This is a genomic window from Xylanimonas oleitrophica (genome assembly GCF_003244315.1).
GTDB classification, from domain to species: Bacteria; Actinomycetota; Actinomycetes; order Actinomycetales; family Cellulomonadaceae; genus Xylanimonas_A; species Xylanimonas_A oleitrophica.
In genome coordinates, this window is sequence record NZ_QKWH01000010.1 from 41,364 (window position 1) to 59,723 (window position 18,360).

Below are 18,360 nucleotides of genomic sequence, written 5' to 3' on the forward strand. Positions count from 1 at the left end.
CCACCAATCTGCGGCACGCCACGAGGCATCTGCACGGTCATGAGAAGCCTAGTGACGCCCGCGTCGGGAGCACTGCATCCCTGACGCACGATGTCGAGGAGCAGCCGAGCGTCGTTCTCGAGACTGCCGCCCCACCAGTCCCGAGGTCCGCGCGAAGAAGTCGTATGCCGCTTCGCAAGCCTCTGACCTTGGTTGATGCACCTTACACGGGGACGCGCAAGAAGGCTACGCCTCAGAACTAGATACCCAGATATGTGCCCAGCGAGCGCGAAGAGGTCGCTCCGCGGCAACGCGAATGGGATCCAAGTCGCCAACCACCACTGCGCCGCCCACCTGGCCGCCACCGAACCAGGCCCGCTCGCCGGCGTCATCAACGCAGTCGCCGCCAGGACCGAGATCTTCCGCACCATGCCCGGCTACGTCCGCGTGATGTCCACGCTGCTCGCCCCGCTGATGGCCGCGGCTCTCGGACGCGTGCGAAGGGGTGGTTGCCTGCCGCTGAGCGATCTCCTGGCCGACGTCATCGATGTTCCTCCAGGGCCCCTTGTTGCGCACGAGTTCGGCCTTGAACAGTGAGTTCAACGCCTCTGCGCCGGCATTGTCATACGAGTCGCCCGTGGATCCGACCGAGGCGACGACGCCGGCCTCGGCGAGACGCTGGGTGTAGCGAATGGTGACGTATTGAACGCCCTTATCGCTGTGGTGCGTCAGACCGGTCACGTCCTGCCCGTCGCGGGTGCGGGTCCAGATCGCCATCTTCAGGGCGTCCAAGGCGAGGTCGGTCCGCAGGGACCTCGACAGCTGCCAGCCGACCACCCGGCGGGAGAAGACGTCCGTGACAAAGGCGGCGTAGACCCAGCCGGAGAACCTGCGGCAGTACGTAATGGCTCGACCCCGAGGGGCGCCCCTCGATCACCTCGCGGCGGCGGGCGTCGATGTAAGCGACTACTTGCTGGACGGGCGGTCGAGCTCCGCCGCGAAGAAAGCCGACGCGGTCCGCAGGATGCGGTTCGCCCGCCGCAGCTCACGGTTCTCCCGCTCCAACTCCGCCAGCCGCTGCGCACCACTCGTCGTCGTTCCCGGCCGGTACCCCTCGTCGACCTCGGCCTGCGTCACCCAGTTGCGCAGCGTCTCTGGATTGATCCCGAGCTGCTCACCTACCCGTGCCAGCGCGCCCTTGCGGGTCGCCGGGTCACGTCGCAGATCGATAGCCATCCGGATCGCACGCTCGCGCAGCTCGTCCGGGTACTTCCTCGGTGCAGCCATGACTCTCATCCTTCCGTGGAATGAGAGGCTCCATAAGACCCGGGGGGCGACACCTTTCGGCTGGTCGGGGTGACAGGATTTGAACCTGCGACCGCTTCGTCCCGAATCAAGTCTGACGTGCGAGAACGCTCGTCGAATGGCGCAACGGCGCGCGTGGGCGTTCGTCGGTGTGCGCCCGCGGTCAGAGTGGTAAGCCCCCAGTTGCGCCCCCAGCGGGACGAGCCGTCGCGGTTCATGATCGCTAGCAGTCGAACTGATCGGGCAGTTTTGGCGGACGGGAGACGTCGGCCAGGTATTGCCCGGCTTCAGTCCTCCGCGAGCCGCTCGGCCAGCTCTGCCAGGAAGGCCTCGGCCTCGGCCTGCGCAGGGTCGTCCTCGGGCGCGCGGCGGAGTGCACCCTGGAGGATGCGGGAGGCCTGGGGCACGTCGCCTTTGCTGTCCGCGAGAACGACGGCGTTCTGGACGGCCTCACCCAGCCTGCTCATTGCGGCGGTCGCGTCCTCGGCGTTGCCGTCGCGGAAGAAGCGGATCCAGTTGCCGGCCGGGTCGACGAGGCTGAACCCGCTCAGCCCGCCGACGTTCTTCCGGGCCCTGGGCCGCGTGATGCGCGGGAAGCCTTTGACCGGCAGGCGGCCGTAGGCCTCGCGCAGCCCGGTGGCCAGCTCATCCCAGATCGGCCCGGTGTCCTCGACGATGACGATACAAGAGCTGTGCGAGGCCTCGGGCGTGTGACCCTCCAGGCCGTAGTACTGCAGGTCGATGCCGTGACCGGCTACGGCGAGCGCTTGGTAGGGGCGCACCTGACGGTAGGTGGTGCGGAACCCCATGGCGGCGAAGAACGGCTCGATCTCGTCGATGTGGGAGCAGGGCAGCAGCGGGATCGTGCGGGGAAGCGTCATCGCGCCACATTACGTCCCGCACAGATAGGACCACCCGGCGCACACGGTCCTGACCGCTGCAGCCATCCGCGCGATCTCTAGGCCTAGTAGTCCGGGCCTCGTTGTCCGCGATCGTGAGTCCGTCAGCTCACCGGTGAGCCAGGATGCGTCAGACCGGGGGGAGACCACGCGGCGACGGAGGACGCCCGTCACGACTGCCCGGAGTGCGATCGCTGCGACGGTCCCGCCGAGGATCCAGATGGTGGGCGAGGCGGTCGTCCGTCCTGGACGACGTCGGATCCTGCGGAAGCACCTGCTGATCTGTTGCGGAGGTTCCCGGCTCTTGCGGGCCCGCCGCCATCTCCGCCGGCGAAGGCGGGGCAGGAGACGAGGGCGGCGCCTGCGCAGCGGACCGTTCTGGCGCGTCGTAGGTGAAGGAGTATCTGCCGTCGATCGGTGCCGGTCGAAGGACACGACGCGCCAGGTGACGGTCTGCGTCCCATCGGTCAGCTCTCCGGTGACGGTCTTCGATGCACCGTCAGCGGTCGGAGCCCCGGTCTCGACGACGGCGCCGCAACTGCCCGCCCTGCTGGCCGTCACCCTGGCCGCCGTCGCGGCGTTCATGAAGGAAGGTCGTGGTGGGAAGAGGTCGACGCCCTGGGTGGCCCCTCGGTCTCCTGCGCTCTTTCCGAAGGGTTGCTGGATGCTTCCGATGTGGCCTGCCGCGTCCTACTCGAACCACCGGGCGGCGAGCAGGGCGAGTTGGGTGCGGTTCTCGCGTTCGAAGCGGCGCATGAGCCTGGAGACGTACTGCTTGACGGTCGCTTCGCTGAGGTAGAGGTTGCGGGCGATGGCCGCGTTGGAGGCGCCGGTCGATACCAGGCGGAGGATCTCTCGCTCCCGGTCAGGGAGGTCTGGCATAGCCGGACGGTCGTGCGGGTCGTCGCGGGGCATGTGCGCGGCCGTGGCGGCAAGCTCCTCGAGCCGTCGGGTAAGGGTGTCGATGGCTCGTTGCGCTGCCTCGGGCGCCCCCGGACCGGGGTGGGGGCGGTGCGTGGCGGGTGTCGCGACGGTGGCGGCGGGGCCGTGCTGGCGGCCCACCCGGTCGGTACGAGCGTCGTGCAGGTGCAGCTGCATCGCGATGAGCATGCCGAGTAAGAACGGCACGCTGCCGGCGAGGACTGCCTGGGTCGGCGGGGTGCCTTCGCGGATGCTCACTGCGACGATGCTGACTGAGCCGAGCACCAGGGCGCACGTTCCCATGCTGATTGCGAGCCAGTCGTCGGCGCGGCGGTACAGGTTCAGGGCGGCCATGGCGATGGCGAGGGCGATCCAGGGGACCGCGCCGCTGTATACGAGCTCGGACACACGCGGGTCGAGGAGCGTCGAGGCAAGCGACACGACCGCGACGACCACCGCCCACAGCACTGGGCGGTGAGGCGTCAGGTATCCGAGCGTCGTGACGGCCAGGTGCACCACCGTCATCGCGATGAGGATGGGTGCTGCCGTGGGGAAAGCGACGAGGCCTATGACCAGGCTTAGGAGGGCGGCGACGGTCAGGCCGAGTGCCGGCCAGGTCCTCTCCCGGTCGACGCGAGTGCCGACGTCGGCGTCCTTGGCCGTCGAGGTCGTGTGACTTTCTCTCACGCGTTCAGGCTGCCAGACCGGCGGCGGCGAGGTCCTCGCGCGTCGCCTTGACCATCTTGCGGAATCGCTGCCCGAGGCGGACGAAGAAGAAGCCGCCGCCGGGCGTGCCGGCCGCGTATGCGGCGCCGAGGGTCTCGCGGGTCAGGTGGAGCGTGTCGGAGCCGGGGTCGAGCTGCACGGCCACGCGCAGGCGCTGCGAGACCGGAATCGCGGACGTCTTGACGGGCCTACCGCCCTCGCTCGCGGTCGCGCGCCCCGGCTCGACCTCCTGCCAGTGGTAGTCGCGCGCCTCGAATGTCTCACGTACGCGATCGATCACCTGCTCGTGGTCCGCGGCGGGGTTGAGCTTGATACTGGCCATGGGGAGTTTCGTCCTGTCGTTTCGTGGTGGGCGGGTCAGCGGATGTCGGTGCGGGGTAGGCGCCATCCGGCGGCCGTCGACGCCATGGCGAGCCAGGCGAGCACGCACAGTGCGGCGAGGGGCATGGCGAGGTAGCCGTACGAGCCTGGTTCGGCGACGCCGGCCAGGGACTCCACAGCCGCGCCCGGCAGCCAGCGCGGGACCGTCGCGGAGTACGTCTCCCCGAGGATGGGTGCGATCCGCACCGGCAGGATCGAGATCAGACCGGTGACGACGACGGCGAGCGCCGCCGAGCGCACCAGCACCGCGAAGGATGCGGCGAGAAGCCCTTGGACGGCCATCGAGACCGGAACCAGGACGAGTAGGGCGCGGATGACGGCGGGGTCGCTCAGGTCGAGCGTCTGCAGCCCTCGCGCTGTGAGCACGCTCTGGATGGAGGCGAGCGACAGCGCGGAGGTCAGCAGGCCCACGACCAGCCCACCGATGCCGATCAGGACGAGCTTGGAGACCAGGACGCGTCCTCGACGGGCCGTGGCGACGAACGTGGACTCGCCCGCCCCCTGGAACTCGATCGCCAGGAACGTCGCGGCGAGGAACGCGTACGCCCAGATGGTCAGGCCCGAGCTGAAGAACACTGCGGAGTACTGGCTCTGCCCGTCTGCGACCTCGACGTCGGCCGGGTCACTGACGGTCGCCATGAACAACCCCACCACCACCGCGACGGCCAAGATCGCCCCGACCCCGAGCAGCACGCCCCGCAGAGCCACGAGCTTGCGCCACTCCGAGCGCAGGGTCACCGGCCACCCCGGTGAGGGCACCCGCTCGGCCGGCATCTTCCGGGCGTTCACCGGGCCATACCCGCTGTGAGACGGACGTAGGCATCCTCGAGCGACGTGCCCTCGTCCAGATCCGCGATGTCGAGCTCGCCCAGCAGTCGCCCGGCGCCGATGAAGACGACCCGGTCGGCCGTCAGCTGCATCTCGGCCATCAGGTGGCTGGAGACCAGGACGCTGCGCCCCTCGGCGGCCAGGCTGCGCACCAGGTGCCGCACCCAGCGCACGCCGTCCGGGTCGAGCCCGTTGACCGGCTCATCCAGCAGGAGCGTGCCGGGGTCACCGAGCAGGGCCGCTGCGATCCCCAGTCGCTGCCGCATGCCCAGGGACAAAGCACCTACCCGGCGCCGTGCGGCGTGCGCGAGACCGACCGCCTGCAGCACGGTGTCCACCCGCCGGTCGTCGAGGCCTCCGGCCGCAGCCAGCCATCGCAGGTGCGCGCGTGCCGTCATGCTCGCCGGGATGCGACTCGCGTCGAGCAGCACGCCGAGCGTGCGCTGTGGCACCGGGTGCTCACGCAACGGTGCGCCGTCGACCGTGGCGTTTCCGGCCGTGGGTCGGTCCAGCCCGGCGACGGCCCGCATCGTCGAGGACTTGCCTGACCCGTTCGGTCCGATGAAGCCGGTCACCTGGCCGTCGGGAGCCTGGAACGACAGGCCATCGACCGCCGTCACCGCCCCATACCGTTTCGTGAGGCGGTGGACCTCGATCATGGTCACCCTCTCCGTTCGTGCGTCGCGTCTGAGCTTTGTCGCTGCCGTTCATGGAGACCTCCACACGGGTCTGGCCTGAACGTCCGTCGCAGCCCAGTCCAGCCGGACCCAGGTCCTGCCGCTAGAAACGTTGGTAGGTGCGGGGATCACGAAGGTCGAAAGCGCACGCACGACACACGTGGTGCACGAGCGTTCGAGCCAGCTCGTCGAGGTATGCGACGCCAGAGCCGTCGGGCTCCCGGACACGGCCTACGCCCGCGGGCGTAGGCCGGAAGATTCCCTGCGGCGGATGATGGCGACGCGGCGACCCCGGAGGCTGGCAGCACCATCTGTCACGGGAGGAGCGCACTATGCCGGGATCGTCCCGCTACCGGCTCTCGCCTCGCCTACGCAAGGTCGCACTCGTCGCCCACAACCAGGATCTGGTGCGCATCGGCTTGCGCACGCTGCTCGAGCTCGTCATCAACGGCTGACCCGCGCGATCTTGCCCGGCAGGCGTGGTCAGCCGATGATCATCCGGGCCTCGGGCATGCGGTAGAGCCGTTGCCGCTCGCGCAGCGCCAGGCTCGAACCGAGGGTGATGGGGCCGAGGCGGCCGAGGAACATCAGGGCGACGAGCACGAGCTGGTGCCAGCCGGGCAGGTCCGCGGTGATGCCGGTCGACAGTCCGGTGGTGCTGAACGCGGAGGTGACCTCGAAGAGCATCTGGTCGAGCGTGAACGTCGTGGTCGTGGCGGTCATGATCATCGTCGGGACGACCACGGCGGCCACCCCGACCAACGCCACGGTGAGCGCCTGCCGGATGGTGGCCGACGCGACGCGCCGGTCGAGGACGGTGACGTCCGGGTCGCCGCGCAGCTCGGCCCAGATGGCGAACGCCAGCAGGGCGAACGTGCCGACCTTGATGCCGCCCGCAGTGCCGGCGCTGCCGGCGCCGATGAACATCAGGGCGTCGGTGACGAACCAGGTCCCGTTGTTCATCTGCGAGACGTCCACGGAGTTGAACCCCGCCGTGCGGGGCATCACGGCCTGGGTGAACGCGGCCAGGAGCTTGCCACCGGCGTCGAGCGGGCCGAGGGTCCCCGGGTTGCCCCATTCGGCCGCGAGCACGAACAGGGAGCCGAGGACGAGCAGTGCCGCCGTCGTGCCCATCGTCAGGCGGGCGTGGATGCTCCACCGGTGCCAGTGCAGCACGCGGCGTCGTCCGGACCGGTGCAGGCGCCACAGCTCGAGCAGGACCGGGAACCCGAGCCCGCCGACGATCACGGCCGCGCAGATCGGAAGGCACACCCAGGGGTCGGCGACGAAGCGGACCAGGGAGTCGGAGTAGAGGGAGAAGCCTGCGTTGTTGAACGCGGAGACGGCGTGGAAGAACCCGGACCACAGGGCGTGCCCGGGGCTCTCGCCGTAGGCCGTGGCCAGCCGGCCGGCGACGCACAGGCCGACCAGCACCTCGGCGACGATCGTGAACTGCAGGGCGCCGAGCATGACGGTTCGGACCTCGCCCAGGCCTGCGCCGTGCGTCGACTCCGCCGCGACCATGCGGGTGTTCAGCCCCAGGCGCCGGGAGACCAGCAGGCCGAGGAGCGAGGCCACGGTCATCACGCCGAAGCCGCCGACCTGGATCAGCACCAGGATCACCGCCTGGCCGAAGGGGGTCCAGAACGTCTCGGTGTCGACGACGGCGAGTCCCGTCACGCACGCCGCCGAGGTCGCGGTGAACAGCGCCTCCAGCAGGGATGCGGATCGGCCGGCGGCCGAGACGGGGAGCGTCAGCAGCAGCGTTCCGACGGCGATCGTGGCGAGGAAGCCCACCGTGACGGCCTGCGCGGGTCGTCGTCGGATCCCGGGGGTGGAGGAGGGCAGACCTCGTCGCCTCCGGGGGCGGACGGGTTCTTCGGACACGAAGGATCAGTCTCCACGCAGACCAGCCGTGCGGAGGGGCCCCGGCGCCCGTGGACCCCGTCAAGGTTCCGTCAAAGTTGCGCGGCGGGCCGTGGGGGCCGCCCCGGCGGGGGACCGCGCGCCGCCCACCCGCAAGGCTTCCGTCAAGGCCGCCCGGGCCGGCGTCAGGGAACCGTCAGTGCGACCCGGCAGCGGACGCGGGCGGGCATAGACCTGGGGCCATGACAGCCATGACAGACCTCGTCTACGCCCTGCTCACGGTGACGTTCTTCGTCACCGTGGCTCTGGTCGCCCGCCGGGCCGACGCCACCACCGCCGTCTCCCGGGGCACCGCCTCCCGTGAGAACGGGAGCGAACGATGACGGCGCTGGACTGGGTGAGCCTGGCCGTCACGTGCGGCCTCCTCGGCTACCTGTTCGTCGCTCTCCTGCGCGGCGACAGGGTGAGGTGAGCCGGTCATGACGTCGACCGTCTGGATCACCCTGGGCCAGGTCGGGCTGCTCCTGGCCGCTCTCGCGCTCGTGCACGCGCCGTTCGGGGCGTACATGGCGCGCGTCTACGCCTCGCCCCGCCACACCCGTGCCGAGCGTGCCTGGTACCGCCTCGTGCGCGTGGACCCCGACGCCGAGCAGCGGTGGAGCACCTACCTGTTCTCGCTCCTGGGCTTCTCGCTGGCCTCCGTCCTCCTGCTGTACGGCCTCGGGCGGCTGCAGGAGCACCTGCCCGGGAGCCTCGGCCTCCCGGGCCTGGACCCGGACGGGGCCTGGAACACCGCGGTCAGCTTCACCACCAACACCAACTGGCAGTGGTACTCGGGCGAGGCCGCCGCGGGCCACCTGCTGCAGATGGCCGGCCTGGCCGTGCAGAATTTCGTCTCGGCCGCCGTGGGGATGGCCGTGGCGATCGCGCTGGTGCGCGGGTTCGCCCGCTCGGGCACCGACGCCCGCGTCGGCAACTTCTGGGCCGACCTCACTCGTGGGGTGGTGCGCATCCTGCTGCCGATCGCCGCGGTGGCGGCCCTGGTCCTCGTGGCGAACGGCGTCGTGCAGAGCCTCGACCCGCACACCGCGATCACCACGGTCGAGGGCGGGACCCAGCACGCGCTCGGCGGGCCGGTCGCCTCGCAGGAGGCGATCAAGGAGCTGGGCACCAACGGCGGCGGGTTCTTCAACGCGAACTCGGCCCACCCGCTGGAGAACCCGAACCCGCTGACCAACCTGCTCGAGATCTTCCTGCTGCTCGTCATCCCGTTCTCGCTGCCGCGCACCTTCGGCCTGATGGTCGGCGACCGCCGCCAGGGCTGGGCGGTCCTCGGCGTGATGGCAGGGCTGTGGGCCGTCGCCGTCGGACTGACGACGTGGGCCGAGCTCGCCGGCCCCGGCGCGGCGCCGGCCGCGGCCGGGGCAGCGATGGAGGGCAAGGAGACGCGGTTCGGCCTGGCGGCGTCGGCCCTGTTCGCGGCCTCGACCACCGGCACCTCGACCGGGGCGGTCAACGCGATGCACGACTCGCTGACGGCACCGGGAGGCGGCGTCGTGCTCTTCACCATGCTGCTGGGCGAGGTCGCACCGGGCGGAGTCGGCGCCGGCCTGTACGGGATGCTCGTGCTCGCGATCGTCGCGGTGTTCGTCGCCGGGCTCATGGTGGGCCGCACGCCCGAGTACCTGGGCAAGAAGATCGGCCGCGGCGAGATCACCCTCGTGGCGCTCTACGTCCTGACGACCCCCGCCGTCGTGCTAGTGGGCAGCGCCCTCGCGGCGGTGCTCCCGGCCGGCCTCGACGGCATCCAGGACGCCGGCCCGCACGGTCTGTCGGAGGTGCTGTACGCCTTCGCCTCGGCCGGCAACAACAACGGCTCGGCTTTCGCCGGCCTGACCGTGAGCACCCCCTTCTACAACACGCTGCTCGGCCTGGCGATGCTGATCGGCCGGTTCGTCCCGATCGCGCTCGTGCTCGCCCTGGCCGGGCGGCTAGCGGCCCAGAGGGCCGTCCCCGCCTCCGCCGGCACCCTGCCGACCCACCGCCCTTTGTTCGTGGGCCTGGTCGGGGCGGTCGCCCTCGTCGTGGTCGGCCTGACCTTCGTGCCCGTCCTGTCCCTAGGTCCCGTCGTGGAGTCCCTGTCATGAGCATCCTGACCAGCACCGTACCCACCGCGCCCGCGGGCGGTGGCGGCCCGCACCACCCGACGCGGGTGCCCTCCGGCCGCGGGCTGAGTTGGGCGCAGGTCCGTGCGGCCCTCCCGGGCGCGCTGCGCAAGCTGGACCCGCGCTCGCTGGTCCACCAGCCGGTGATGTTCGTGGTCGAGGTCGGCGCGGTGCTGACGACCGTGCTCGCGATCCTCGAGCCCACCGTGTTCGCCTGGTGGGTCGCGGTCTGGCTCTGGTTCACCGCCGGCTTCGCCACCCTGGCCGAGTCGGTGGCCGAGGCGCGCGGGAAGGCGCAGGCCTCGACGCTGCGCGCCACGCAGCACGCGACGACGGCGCGCAAGGTCGTCGCTTCGCAAGACACCCTCGACACCGGCACCCGCCTCGACCTGCTCGAGACCACGGTCGTCCCGTCGTCGACGCTGGGCGTGGGCGACGTCGTCGTGGTCGAGGCGGGGGAGACGATCCCCGGCGACGGCGACGTCGTCGAGGGCGTCGCATCGGTGGACGAGTCCGCGGTGACCGGCGAGTCGGCGCCGGTGATCCGCGAGTCCGGCGGTGACCGGTCCGCTGTGACCGGCGGCACCGTGGTGCTGTCCGACCGGATCGTGGTGCGCATCACCGCCCCGGCCGGGTCCACGTTCGTGGACCGGATGATCGCCCTGGTCGAGGGCAGCGAGCGGCAGAAGACCCCGAACGAGATCGCCCTGAACATCCTGCTGACCTCGCTGACGATCGTGTTCCTCCTGGCCGTGGCCACGCTGCAGCCGTTCGCGGCCTACTCCGGGCACAAGCAGCCGGTGCTCGTGCTCGTGGCCCTGCTGGTGTGTCTCATCCCGACGACGATCGGTGCCCTGCTGAGCGCGATCGGCATCGCGGGCATGGACCGGCTCGTGCAGCGCAACGTGCTGGCGATGTCCGGCCGCGCCGTCGAGGCCGCGGGCGACGTCGACGTCCTGCTGCTGGACAAGACCGGCACCGTCACCTACGGCAACCGCCGGGCCGTGCGCCTCCTGCCGGTCGGCACGGTGCGCCACGACGAGCTCGCCGCCGCCGCGCGCCTCGCGTCGCTGGCCGACGAGACCCCCGAGGGTCGCTCGATCGTCGAGCTGGTCGACGACGCCCTGGAGCCGGGACAGGCGCTGCCCGCCGGCGCCGAGCTCGTCCCGTTCACCGCGCACACCCGCATGTCCGGCGTCGACCTCGACCTCGGCACCGACGACCAGCCGGAGGCCTACCGGCTGCGCAAGGGCGCCGGCTCCGCGGTCCGCCAGTGGCTGCACTCGACCGGCGCGCACGTCACGGAGGCCGACGCCGCCCAGCTCGCCGGGTACGTCGACGACGTCTCCCGCTCCGGGGGCACCCCGTTGGTGGTCGCCGAGCAGACCGGCCAGGCTCCGGCGCGGGTGCTGGGCGTGGTGCACCTCAAGGACGTCGTCAAGGAGGGCATGCGCGAGCGGTTCGACGCGCTGCGCGCCATGGGGATCCGCACCGTCATGGTCACCGGCGACAACCGGCTCACGGCGCAGGCGATCGCGGCCGAGGCCGGGGTCGACGACTTCCTGGCCGAGGCGACCCCGGAGGACAAGCTGGCCTACATCCGGCGCGAGCAGCACGGCGGACGGCTGGTCGCGATGGCCGGCGACGGCACCAACGACGCCCCGGCCCTGGCGCAGTCGGACGTGGGGGTCGCGATGAACACCGGGACGTCGGCCGCGAAAGAGGCCGGCAACATGGTCGACCTCGACTCCGACCCGACCAAGCTCATCGAGATCGTCGAGATCGGCAAGCAGCTGCTCATCACCCGCGGCGCGCTGACCACGTTCTCGGTGGCGAACGACGTCGCCAAGTACTTCGCGATCCTGCCCGCCATGTTCGCCGGCGTGTTCCCCCAGCTCGAGGTGCTCGACGTGATGCGGCTGTCGTCGCCCGAGTCGGCCATCCTCTCGGCCGTCGTCTTCAACGCGCTGATCATCGTGACGCTCATCCCGCTGTCCCTGCGCGGCGTGCGCTACCAGCCCGCGGCGGCCGACGCCCTGCTGCGCCGCAACCTGCTGGTCTACGGCCTCGGCGGCCTGGTGGCCCCCTTCGTCGGGATCAAGCTCCTCGACCTCCTCGTCTCGCTGATCCCCGGAGTCTGACCATGACCACCACCTCCGTCCCGGCCCCGACCGTCGCCTCCGGGCTGGCCGCCCTCTGGCGGCACTCGCTGGCCGGCCTGCGCGTGCTGCTCGCCTTCACCGTCCTGCTCGGCCTGGCCTACCCCCTGGCGGTCACCGGCATCGCCCAGGCGGTGTTCCCCTGGCAGGCGAACGGGTCGCTGCTCGACGCTGCTGGGGAACGCACGACGACGCCCGCCGACGCCGCCGGCTCCGCCCGCCTCGCCCAGGCGTTCACCGGGCCCGAATGGTTCCACCCGCGGCCCTCGGCCGCGGGCGACGGGTACGACTCCCTCACCTCGGGCGGGTCCAACCTCGGACCGAACAACCCCGACCTCGTGGGGGCGATCACCGAGCGCCGAGCCGCCGTCGCCGCCGCGGAGGGCGTCGACCCCGCCGCGGTGCCCGCCGACGCCGTCACGGCGTCCGCCTCCGGGCTCGACCCGGACATCAGTCCCGCCTACGCCGCGCTGCAGGTCGAGCGCGTCGCCGCTGCGCGCGGGCTGACCTCGCACGACGTGCGGGAGCTGGTCGCCGAGCACACCGTGGGCCGCACGCTCGGCGTCCTGGGCGAGCCGCACGTGAACGTGCTGCGGCTCAACCTCGCGCTGCAGGGCCTCGGGTGAGGCACGATCACCCCATGACCAGCGATGTGCCGGGCGCGACGCCGAGGAAGGGCCGGCTGACGGTCTACCTCGGCGCCGCGCCCGGCGTCGGCAAGACCTACGCCATGCTCGACGAGGCCGAGCGTCGCCGCGCCCGCGGCACCGACGTCGTCGTCGGCCTCGTCGAGACGCACGGCCGGGAGGCCACGGCGGCCAAGCTCGGCGACCTCGAGGTGGTCCCGCGCCGCACCGTGACCTACCGCGGCACCGCCCTGACCGAGCTGGACACCGACGCCGTCCTGCGGCGCGCACCCCAGGTGGCGCTCGTCGACGAGCTCGCGCACACCAACGCACCGGGCTCTCGGCACGCCAAGCGCTGGCAGGACGTGCACGACCTGCTCGAGGGCGGGATCGACGTCGTCACCACCGTCAACGTGCAGCACCTGGCGTCCCTGACCGACGACGTCGAGGCCATCACCGGGGTGCGGCAGCGCGAGACCGTACCGGACCAGGTGGTGCGCGAGGCGGACCAGATCCAGCTCGTCGACCTGTCCCCGCAACAGCTGCGCCGCCGCCTGGCGCACGGCAACGTCTACCGGCCGGAGCAGATCGACGCGTCCCTGCGCTCCTACTTCCGCGAGGGCAACCTCACAGCGCTGCGCGAGCTCGCCCTGCTGTGGCTGGCCGACCGGGTCGACGACGCCCTGACCCGCTACCGCTCCGACCACGCCATCACCGGCACCTGGCCGGCGCGGGAGCGGGTGGTCGTCGCCGTCACCGGCGGGGCCGAGGGGGAGACGCTGCTGCGCCGCGGCGCCCGCATCGCGCAGCGGGCCGCGGGCTCCGAGCTGCTCGCCGTCTACGTCCTGCCCACCGACGGGCTGCCCTCGGCCACGCCCGCCGCGATCGCCCGTCAGCGGGAGATCGCTGAGTCCCTCGACGGCACGTTCCACACCGTCGTGGGGGAGGACGTTGCGACCGCCGTCGTCGACTTCGCCCGCGGAGTCAACGCCACGATGGTCGTCGTCGGCGTCTCGCGGCACTCGCGCTGGCGGCAGGCGTTCCTCGGGTCCACCAGCGCCGAGATCGCGCGGCTGTCGGACGGCATCGACGTGCACCTGGTCGACCACGAGGGCGCCGGCGCCGGGCGACGGTCGCGGGCGCGGTGGTCCACGCTGTCGCCGGTGCGGCGCGTGCTCGGCTGGGCCGGCGCAGCGCTCGGGCCCATCGGTCTTACCGCGCTCCTCCTCGCGGCCGACCGGGCGCCGCACGACCTGTCCAGCCCGCTGATGTTCTTCCTCGCGCTCGTCGTCGGCGTCGCGCTCCTGGGCGGGCTGTGGCCCGCGCTGGCCGCCTCGCTGGTCTCGTTCGGGTGCCTCAACTGGTTCTTCACCGAGCCCACCGGCCGCTTCACCGTGGCCCGCCCGAGCGAGCTGCTCGCGCTGGCGGTCTTCGTCGTCGTCGGCATGGCCGTCGCCTCCGTCGTCGGCCTCGCCGCCCGGCGCACGGTCGAGGCCTACCGCGCCCGCGCCGAGGCCTCGACGCTGGCCGCGCTGTCGCGCTCGGTCCTGTCCGGCGACGACACCGCGCAGGCCATCGTGCAACGGCTCGCCGAGACGTTCGGGCTCGACGCCGTCCGGCTCCAGGAGCGCTCCGGCGAGCGGCGCGCGTGGGACACGGTCGCCGCCGCGCACCGCACCGCCGGTGCGGCCGGGCACCACGACGCCGACACCGAGATCCGCATCGACGACGACCACCGGCTCGTGCTGCAGGGTCGGGCCCTGCCGGCCAGCGACCGGCAGGCCGTCGAGGCGTTCGGCGCCCAGGCGGGCATCGTGCTCGAGCACCGGCGGCTGCGCGAGACGGCCGCCCACGCCGCCGCGCTCGAGCAGGCTGAGGCCACCCGCACCGCCCTGCTGGCCGCGGTCTCCCACGACCTGCGCACCCCGCTGGCCGCCATCCGCGCCGCCGTCGACGGCCTCACCGCCCCCGACGTCACCCTCGACCCCCAGGACACCGCCGCCCTGGAGCGGACCCTCGCCGAGTCCACCCGCCGGCTCGAGCGGCTCATCGACAACCTGCTCGATCTGTCCCGCCTGCAGACCGGAGCCGTGCGCCCCGTGCTGCGCGCGACGTCCCTGGAAGAGGTGGTGCCGGTCGCGGTCGAACCCTGGCTGGCGCACGTCCACCTCGACGTGCCCGAGGACCTGCCGCTCGTGCGCACCGACGCCGGGCTGCTCGAACGGGTCGTCGCCAACCTGGTGTCCAACGCCGTCCGGCACGCACCGGCCGGCACCCGCGTCCGGGTCGCGGCGGCGCAGGGCCCCGACGACGTCGAGCTGCGCGTCGTCGACACCGGCCCCGGCGTACCCGACGAGCGCAAGGAGACCATGTTCGTGCCGTTCCAGCGCCTCGGCGACACCACCGGCGGCGGCCTCGGCCTCGGCCTGGCCGTCGCCGACGGGCTCGCCCGCGCGGTCGGCGCCACCGTCGCCGCCGAAGACACCCCCGGCGGCGGGCTGACGATGGTCGTCACCGTCCCGCGTGCGAACGTGCGCACGCCGGCGCCGCTCGGGAGCGCCCCATGAGCAGCCACCGGGTCCTCGTCGTCGACGACGATGCCGGCCTCGCTCGCGCGCTCGCCATCAACCTGCGCGCCCACGGCTGGGACGTCACCACCGCGGCCACCGGCACCGCGGCGCTCGACGCCGCCGCGACGACGCAGCCCGACGTCGTCGTCCTCGACCTCGGCCTGCCCGACCTGGCCGGCCTCGACGTCATCGCCGGGATCCGCGGCTGGAGCCGCGTGCCGATCGTCGTGCTGTCGGCGCGCCAGCTCGGCGAGGACAAGGTCGACGCGCTCGACGCCGGCGCCGACGACTACGTGACCAAGCCGTTCGCGATGAACGAGCTCTTCGCGCGCCTGCGCGCAGCCGTGCGGCGGGCCGCACCCGTCACCGAGGACGACGAGCCCGTAGTCGAGGCCGGAGACCTGCACATCGACCTGGCCCGCCGCGTGGTCGAGCGCGCCGGCACCGAGGTGCGGCTCAGCCCCACCGAGTGGGCGATGCTCGAGGTCCTGGTCCGCCACCGCGGCCGGATGGTCGGGCGCACCCAGCTGCTCCAGGAGGTCTGGGGGCCCGCGTACGAGACCGAGACCCACTACCTGCGGGTCTACTCCGCCCAGCTGCGCCGCAAGCTCGAGAAGGACCCCGCCCACCCGCGGCACATCATCACCCACCCCGGGGCCGGGTACCGATTCGAGGTGTAGCCGAAGCGGCCGAGTCGCCGGGCGACAACCCCAGACAGCGGCCGGACCGAACGGCCTCGACGTCACCGCGAAGAAGTCGACGGCGCCTCGCGGGCCTTCGACCTCGCCCGATGTGGCCACCGGCAGAGTCTGCGAAGAGGTCTCACACCAGAGTTCGTCACCCAGCTAGTCACCCAGACCTCTTCGCGAGGCCTGTTGGCACGACGGAAGGACCGCTGAGCCCGAGCGTTTGCCCAGGTCAGCGGCCCTCTTTTGCTGGTCGGGGTGACAGGAATTGAACTGCGCCCTCTTCGCCCCGAATCAAGATCGACCTGCAAGAACGCTGCCGAAACCGCGTGATTCCGGGCGCCGTCGTTCGTCGTTGTCCGTCGGCGGTCAGGGCGGTATGCCCCCAGTGGTCCACGCGATCCGCTGTGCAAGATCGGGTTGACGGCCCCTGTTAGTCTTGGCGTTGCGAGGGAGCATTACCTCCTGAGAAGTGAGCCCGATACCCGGCCGGACGACCGTGGTGTCGGGCTTCGCGCTTGCTAGAGGTCGACGACGGTGACGACTGAGTCGACAGCGGCGCGGAGCTTTCCTCCGCGCGCCCAGGCCCAGCCGACGGCGTCAGCGATCCACAGCAGCGGTTCCTCGTGGCGCTTCTGGTGGTGGTAGGCAAACGGTGGAGCCGGGCGCCCCGCCTCGCGGGCACCCTGGATGAGCCAGGAGCGGTCGCGGTCGACGACCGAGTCGATCGGATCGAGCACGACTCGGGCGATGTCCATGGCGATGGCGTCCTGCGCCAGGCGGCGCACGCACCGGCCGCGGGCCTGCATCGCGGTCCGAGCGCGGTTGACGTCCTTGACTGCGACGACGGCGCACATCAGCAGGTAGTCGCCCGAGGTCGACTCGTCGACGAACATCTGCCCACCGCGCATCATCGAGGGCGCGCTCGACGGCGTCGGGTTGGTAGGCATGGCGACGATTGTGCCCGACCGTGGCGGGGAGGTCGGACGGCGGCACGTCCGAGCGGGCTACCGGAGGTGGAGGACGGCTCGTGCGGTGGCGCCGATGCCCGGGGCGAGCTCGTCGGTGTCGCGCCACCCTGCGCGAGCCTGGCCGCCCAGGAAGCCGAGGACCTCGAGGGTGGGGTTGTCGGCGCGCGGATCGGCGTTCGGGCGATGTGTACTGCGCCATCCGCGAAGGCCGAGCAGGACGCTCGTCTCGGCGCGCCATTCCGATGGGGGTGCGTCGCTGGCGACGACCGCGAGGGTCAGCCAGCCGGCGTCGATCTCCCGCTCCTTGGAACCCAGGGGGAGCCGGGTGACGATGTGCCGCCACAATGCGACCGGGTCGCATTTGGCCTTCCTGACGGCCGACGTCAGGGCGATCCGTCCCTTGCGTACCGAGAGCAGTCCGAGTGCTCGGGCCGAGTCGCGGAGCATCGCTACGGGGTAGGTCTGGTCCTCGCGGCTGTTCTTCCCGATGTGCCACCCGGCGATACCGGTGGCCTCGGCGACCTGGGCGACGATGCGCGGCGGGAGCCAGCCAGCGGCGGTGAGATCGACTCCGTCACCGAGCGCGTCGAGGAGGATCCGATACGCCTCGGTGAGGCGCGCCGCCTCGTCGGGCGCAACCTCGGAGGTGCCGTGCGAGCCGGGCCGCGCCAGGACCTCCCGCAGGAGTGTGATTCCGTGGCGGTCGAACTCCTCGGCGATCTCAACGAGGTGACCCGAGACGGCGACCGGCTCGGCCGTGATGAGCGCGAGCTCGTCGTTGACGTCCTCGGGACCGAACCGGTCGGGGTCCCAGCCGTCGGGAAGCCACCGGTGGGCGTCTGCCGCGGTGTCGAAAAGGCAAGGGAGCAGGGCGTCGTCGTGACCGCTGCGGACCCAGGCCGCGAGGTCGGCATACCCGCCCACCCCGCCGCAGTCCTCCGGCGGACAGGCGAGTCGGACGCCGATGCAGCGCACGAAGTCGGGGGCGGTGTCGAGCACCTTCTCGACCTTGAGCGAGTGCCGCCAGCCATCGCCAAAGTCGTACTCGTACCGCAGCGCATCGCCCTTGGTCGCGACGACCTGGTCGAGGCGAACATCATCCTCGAGCACGCCGTCCTCGCCCTCCATCTCGACGTCGTACCGGGTGACGAAGCACGGCGAGTCGTACCCGGGGCCGACTTGGAAGCGGTGCAGGTGGGAGTTGGTCCAACCCATCGAGCGCTGCACGACCTCGTGGAGCTCGTTCAACGTCAGATCCCCAGGAACCTCGATCCGCCGCCACACCGGTGGCTGGGTGTCGCGCAGATCGATCCGGAGTTGGGAACCGCGCGTCACCTCGGGAACCGGAGTGACCTCAGGGTGGGCGGGCTTGTCGAGTCGGTCGAAGATGCTCGTGACCTTGCCGCTCGCCAGCCCTTCGACTAGCGCAAGTGCCTCGGCTGGGCTCGCCGTGGCGAGCAATTGTTCGACCAGGGCGTTGATGTCCGGCGCATCAAGCGAGGCGACGAGGACGGGTTGCGAGGCACGGCCACAAGTCTTCCACGGGGGCTGGCCGCGCCGACGGCCCGACTGACCCACGGGCGAGTGCGAAGGAGTCGCCG

Annotated in this window: 18 protein-coding genes; 8 read left to right on the forward strand and 10 right to left on the reverse strand. The window is 71.7% G+C overall.

Annotation, left to right across the window (positions count from 1 at the left end; translation table 11 throughout):
* Positions 1-225: 225 nt before the first annotated feature.
* The 7 genes from DNL40_RS17040 to DNL40_RS11995 form a co-directional block, all read right to left on the reverse strand.
* Positions 226-885 carry a DDE-type integrase/transposase/recombinase gene (locus DNL40_RS17040; protein WP_111251499.1) on the reverse strand — a complete coding sequence of 220 codons (660 nt, stop codon included), beginning with the start codon at positions 883-885 and terminating at the stop codon, positions 226-228.
* A gap of 60 nt (positions 886-945) precedes the next feature.
* Positions 946-1,266 carry a transposase gene (locus DNL40_RS11970; protein ID WP_179951063.1) on the reverse strand — a complete coding sequence of 107 codons (321 nt, stop codon included), beginning with the start codon at positions 1,264-1,266 and terminating at the stop codon, positions 946-948.
* Positions 1,267-1,571: 305 nt separating this feature from the next.
* Positions 1,572-2,165, reverse strand: coding sequence for a VOC family protein (locus DNL40_RS11975; protein WP_111251501.1), 594 nt, complete (start codon positions 2,163-2,165; stop codon positions 1,572-1,574).
* 708 nt (positions 2,166-2,873) lie between these two features.
* A complete protein-coding gene (locus DNL40_RS11980) occupies positions 2,874-3,629 on the reverse strand; it encodes a helix-turn-helix transcriptional regulator (protein ID WP_218926056.1) in 756 nt (251 codons plus the stop codon).
* A gap of 166 nt (positions 3,630-3,795) precedes the next feature.
* Positions 3,796-4,152, reverse strand: a complete 357-nt coding sequence (locus DNL40_RS11985) for a hypothetical protein (protein WP_111251502.1) — start codon at positions 4,150-4,152, stop codon at positions 3,796-3,798.
* A 35-nt stretch (positions 4,153-4,187) separates the two neighbouring features.
* On the reverse strand, positions 4,188-5,000 hold the full coding sequence (locus DNL40_RS11990) for a hypothetical protein (protein ID WP_111251503.1): 813 nt from the start codon (positions 4,998-5,000) through the stop codon (positions 4,188-4,190).
* Positions 4,997-5,659 (reverse strand): ABC transporter ATP-binding protein, encoded by a 663-nt coding sequence (locus tag DNL40_RS11995; RefSeq protein WP_245885884.1) that lies wholly within the window; start codon positions 5,657-5,659, stop codon positions 4,997-4,999. Before DNL40_RS11995 ends, DNL40_RS11990 begins: the two co-directional genes overlap by 4 nt.
* Positions 5,660-6,048: 389 nt before the next feature.
* Here DNL40_RS11995 and DNL40_RS16905 point away from each other — a divergent pair, with 389 nt between their 5' ends.
* Positions 6,049-6,171: a hypothetical protein gene (locus DNL40_RS16905; protein ID WP_281268459.1), complete on the forward strand. Its 123-nt coding sequence runs from the start codon at positions 6,049-6,051 to the stop codon at positions 6,169-6,171.
* 28 nt (positions 6,172-6,199) lie between these two features.
* Here the strand turns inward: DNL40_RS16905 and DNL40_RS12000 are convergent, their stop codons facing one another.
* Positions 6,200-7,513: a TrkH family potassium uptake protein gene (locus DNL40_RS12000; RefSeq protein WP_342766649.1), complete on the reverse strand. Its 1,314-nt coding sequence runs from the start codon at positions 7,511-7,513 to the stop codon at positions 6,200-6,202.
* Positions 7,514-7,824: 311 nt separating this feature from the next.
* Here DNL40_RS12000 and DNL40_RS16480 point away from each other — a divergent pair, with 311 nt between their 5' ends.
* The 7 genes from DNL40_RS16480 to DNL40_RS12030 are packed head-to-tail and all read left to right on the forward strand — an operon-like array spanning position 7,825 to position 15,782.
* Positions 7,825-7,965, forward strand: coding sequence for a hypothetical protein (locus DNL40_RS16480; RefSeq protein ID WP_179951064.1), 141 nt, complete (start codon positions 7,825-7,827; stop codon positions 7,963-7,965).
* The gene (kdpF, locus tag DNL40_RS12005; RefSeq protein WP_111251504.1) at positions 7,962-8,054 is read left to right on the forward strand and encodes a K(+)-transporting ATPase subunit F; all 93 of its coding nucleotides are present in this window, start codon (positions 7,962-7,964) and stop codon (positions 8,052-8,054) included. The genes DNL40_RS16480 and kdpF overlap by 4 nt, the downstream gene beginning before the upstream one ends.
* Positions 8,055-8,061: 7 nt before the next feature.
* Entirely contained in the window at positions 8,062-9,729 is a 1,668-nt protein-coding gene (kdpA, locus tag DNL40_RS12010; protein ID WP_111251505.1) for a potassium-transporting ATPase subunit KdpA, read from the forward strand.
* A complete protein-coding gene (gene kdpB / locus DNL40_RS12015; protein WP_111251506.1) occupies positions 9,726-11,888 on the forward strand; it encodes a potassium-transporting ATPase subunit KdpB in 2,163 nt (720 codons plus the stop codon). Before kdpA ends, kdpB begins: the two co-directional genes overlap by 4 nt.
* A gap of 2 nt (positions 11,889-11,890) precedes the next feature.
* Entirely contained in the window at positions 11,891-12,532 is a 642-nt protein-coding gene (gene kdpC / locus DNL40_RS12020) for a potassium-transporting ATPase subunit KdpC (RefSeq protein WP_111251507.1), read from the forward strand.
* Positions 12,533-12,546: 14 nt separating this feature from the next.
* Positions 12,547-15,099 carry a DUF4118 domain-containing protein gene (locus DNL40_RS12025; protein ID WP_111251508.1) on the forward strand — a complete coding sequence of 851 codons (2,553 nt, stop codon included), beginning with the start codon at positions 12,547-12,549 and terminating at the stop codon, positions 15,097-15,099.
* Complete coding sequence (locus DNL40_RS12030; RefSeq protein WP_111251509.1) at positions 15,096-15,782, forward strand: response regulator; 687 nt, start codon at positions 15,096-15,098, stop codon at positions 15,780-15,782. Before DNL40_RS12025 ends, DNL40_RS12030 begins: the two co-directional genes overlap by 4 nt.
* Positions 15,783-16,309: 527 nt before the next feature.
* Here the strand turns inward: DNL40_RS12030 and DNL40_RS12035 are convergent.
* Positions 16,310-16,738: a hypothetical protein gene (locus DNL40_RS12035; protein WP_146252089.1), complete on the reverse strand. Its 429-nt coding sequence runs from the start codon at positions 16,736-16,738 to the stop codon at positions 16,310-16,312.
* 57 nt (positions 16,739-16,795) lie between these two features.
* Positions 16,796-18,337, reverse strand: a complete 1,542-nt coding sequence (locus DNL40_RS12040; protein ID WP_218926058.1) for a plasmid pRiA4b ORF-3 family protein — start codon at positions 18,335-18,337, stop codon at positions 16,796-16,798.
* Between the last annotated feature and the right edge of the window lie 23 nt (positions 18,338-18,360).

Excerpts from the sequence above, each read along its gene's own strand:
- DNL40_RS11970 (WP_179951063.1), bottom strand. The coding sequence starts at position 1,266 with ATGGCTGCACCGAGGAAGTACCCGGACGAGCTGCGCGAGCGTGCGATC.
- DNL40_RS11975 (WP_111251501.1), bottom strand. The coding sequence starts at position 2,165 with ATGACGCTTCCCCGCACGATCCCGCTGCTGCCCTGCTCCCACATCGAC.
- DNL40_RS11980 (WP_218926056.1), bottom strand. The coding sequence starts at position 3,629 with ATGACGGTGGTGCACCTGGCCGTCACGACGCTCGGATACCTGACGCCT.
- DNL40_RS11985 (WP_111251502.1), bottom strand. The coding sequence starts at position 4,152 with ATGGCCAGTATCAAGCTCAACCCCGCCGCGGACCACGAGCAGGTGATC.
- DNL40_RS16905 (WP_281268459.1), top strand. The coding sequence starts at position 6,049 with ATGCCGGGATCGTCCCGCTACCGGCTCTCGCCTCGCCTACGCAAGGTC.
- DNL40_RS16480 (WP_179951064.1), top strand. The coding sequence starts at position 7,825 with ATGACAGCCATGACAGACCTCGTCTACGCCCTGCTCACGGTGACGTTC.
- kdpF (WP_111251504.1), top strand. The coding sequence starts at position 7,962 with ATGACGGCGCTGGACTGGGTGAGCCTGGCCGTCACGTGCGGCCTCCTC.
- kdpA (WP_111251505.1), top strand. The coding sequence starts at position 8,062 with ATGACGTCGACCGTCTGGATCACCCTGGGCCAGGTCGGGCTGCTCCTG.
- kdpB (WP_111251506.1), top strand. The coding sequence starts at position 9,726 with ATGAGCATCCTGACCAGCACCGTACCCACCGCGCCCGCGGGCGGTGGC.
- kdpC (WP_111251507.1), top strand. The coding sequence starts at position 11,891 with ATGACCACCACCTCCGTCCCGGCCCCGACCGTCGCCTCCGGGCTGGCC.
- DNL40_RS12025 (WP_111251508.1), top strand. The coding sequence starts at position 12,547 with ATGACCAGCGATGTGCCGGGCGCGACGCCGAGGAAGGGCCGGCTGACG.
- DNL40_RS12030 (WP_111251509.1), top strand. The coding sequence starts at position 15,096 with ATGAGCAGCCACCGGGTCCTCGTCGTCGACGACGATGCCGGCCTCGCT.
- DNL40_RS12035 (WP_146252089.1), bottom strand. The coding sequence starts at position 16,738 with ATGCCTACCAACCCGACGCCGTCGAGCGCGCCCTCGATGATGCGCGGT.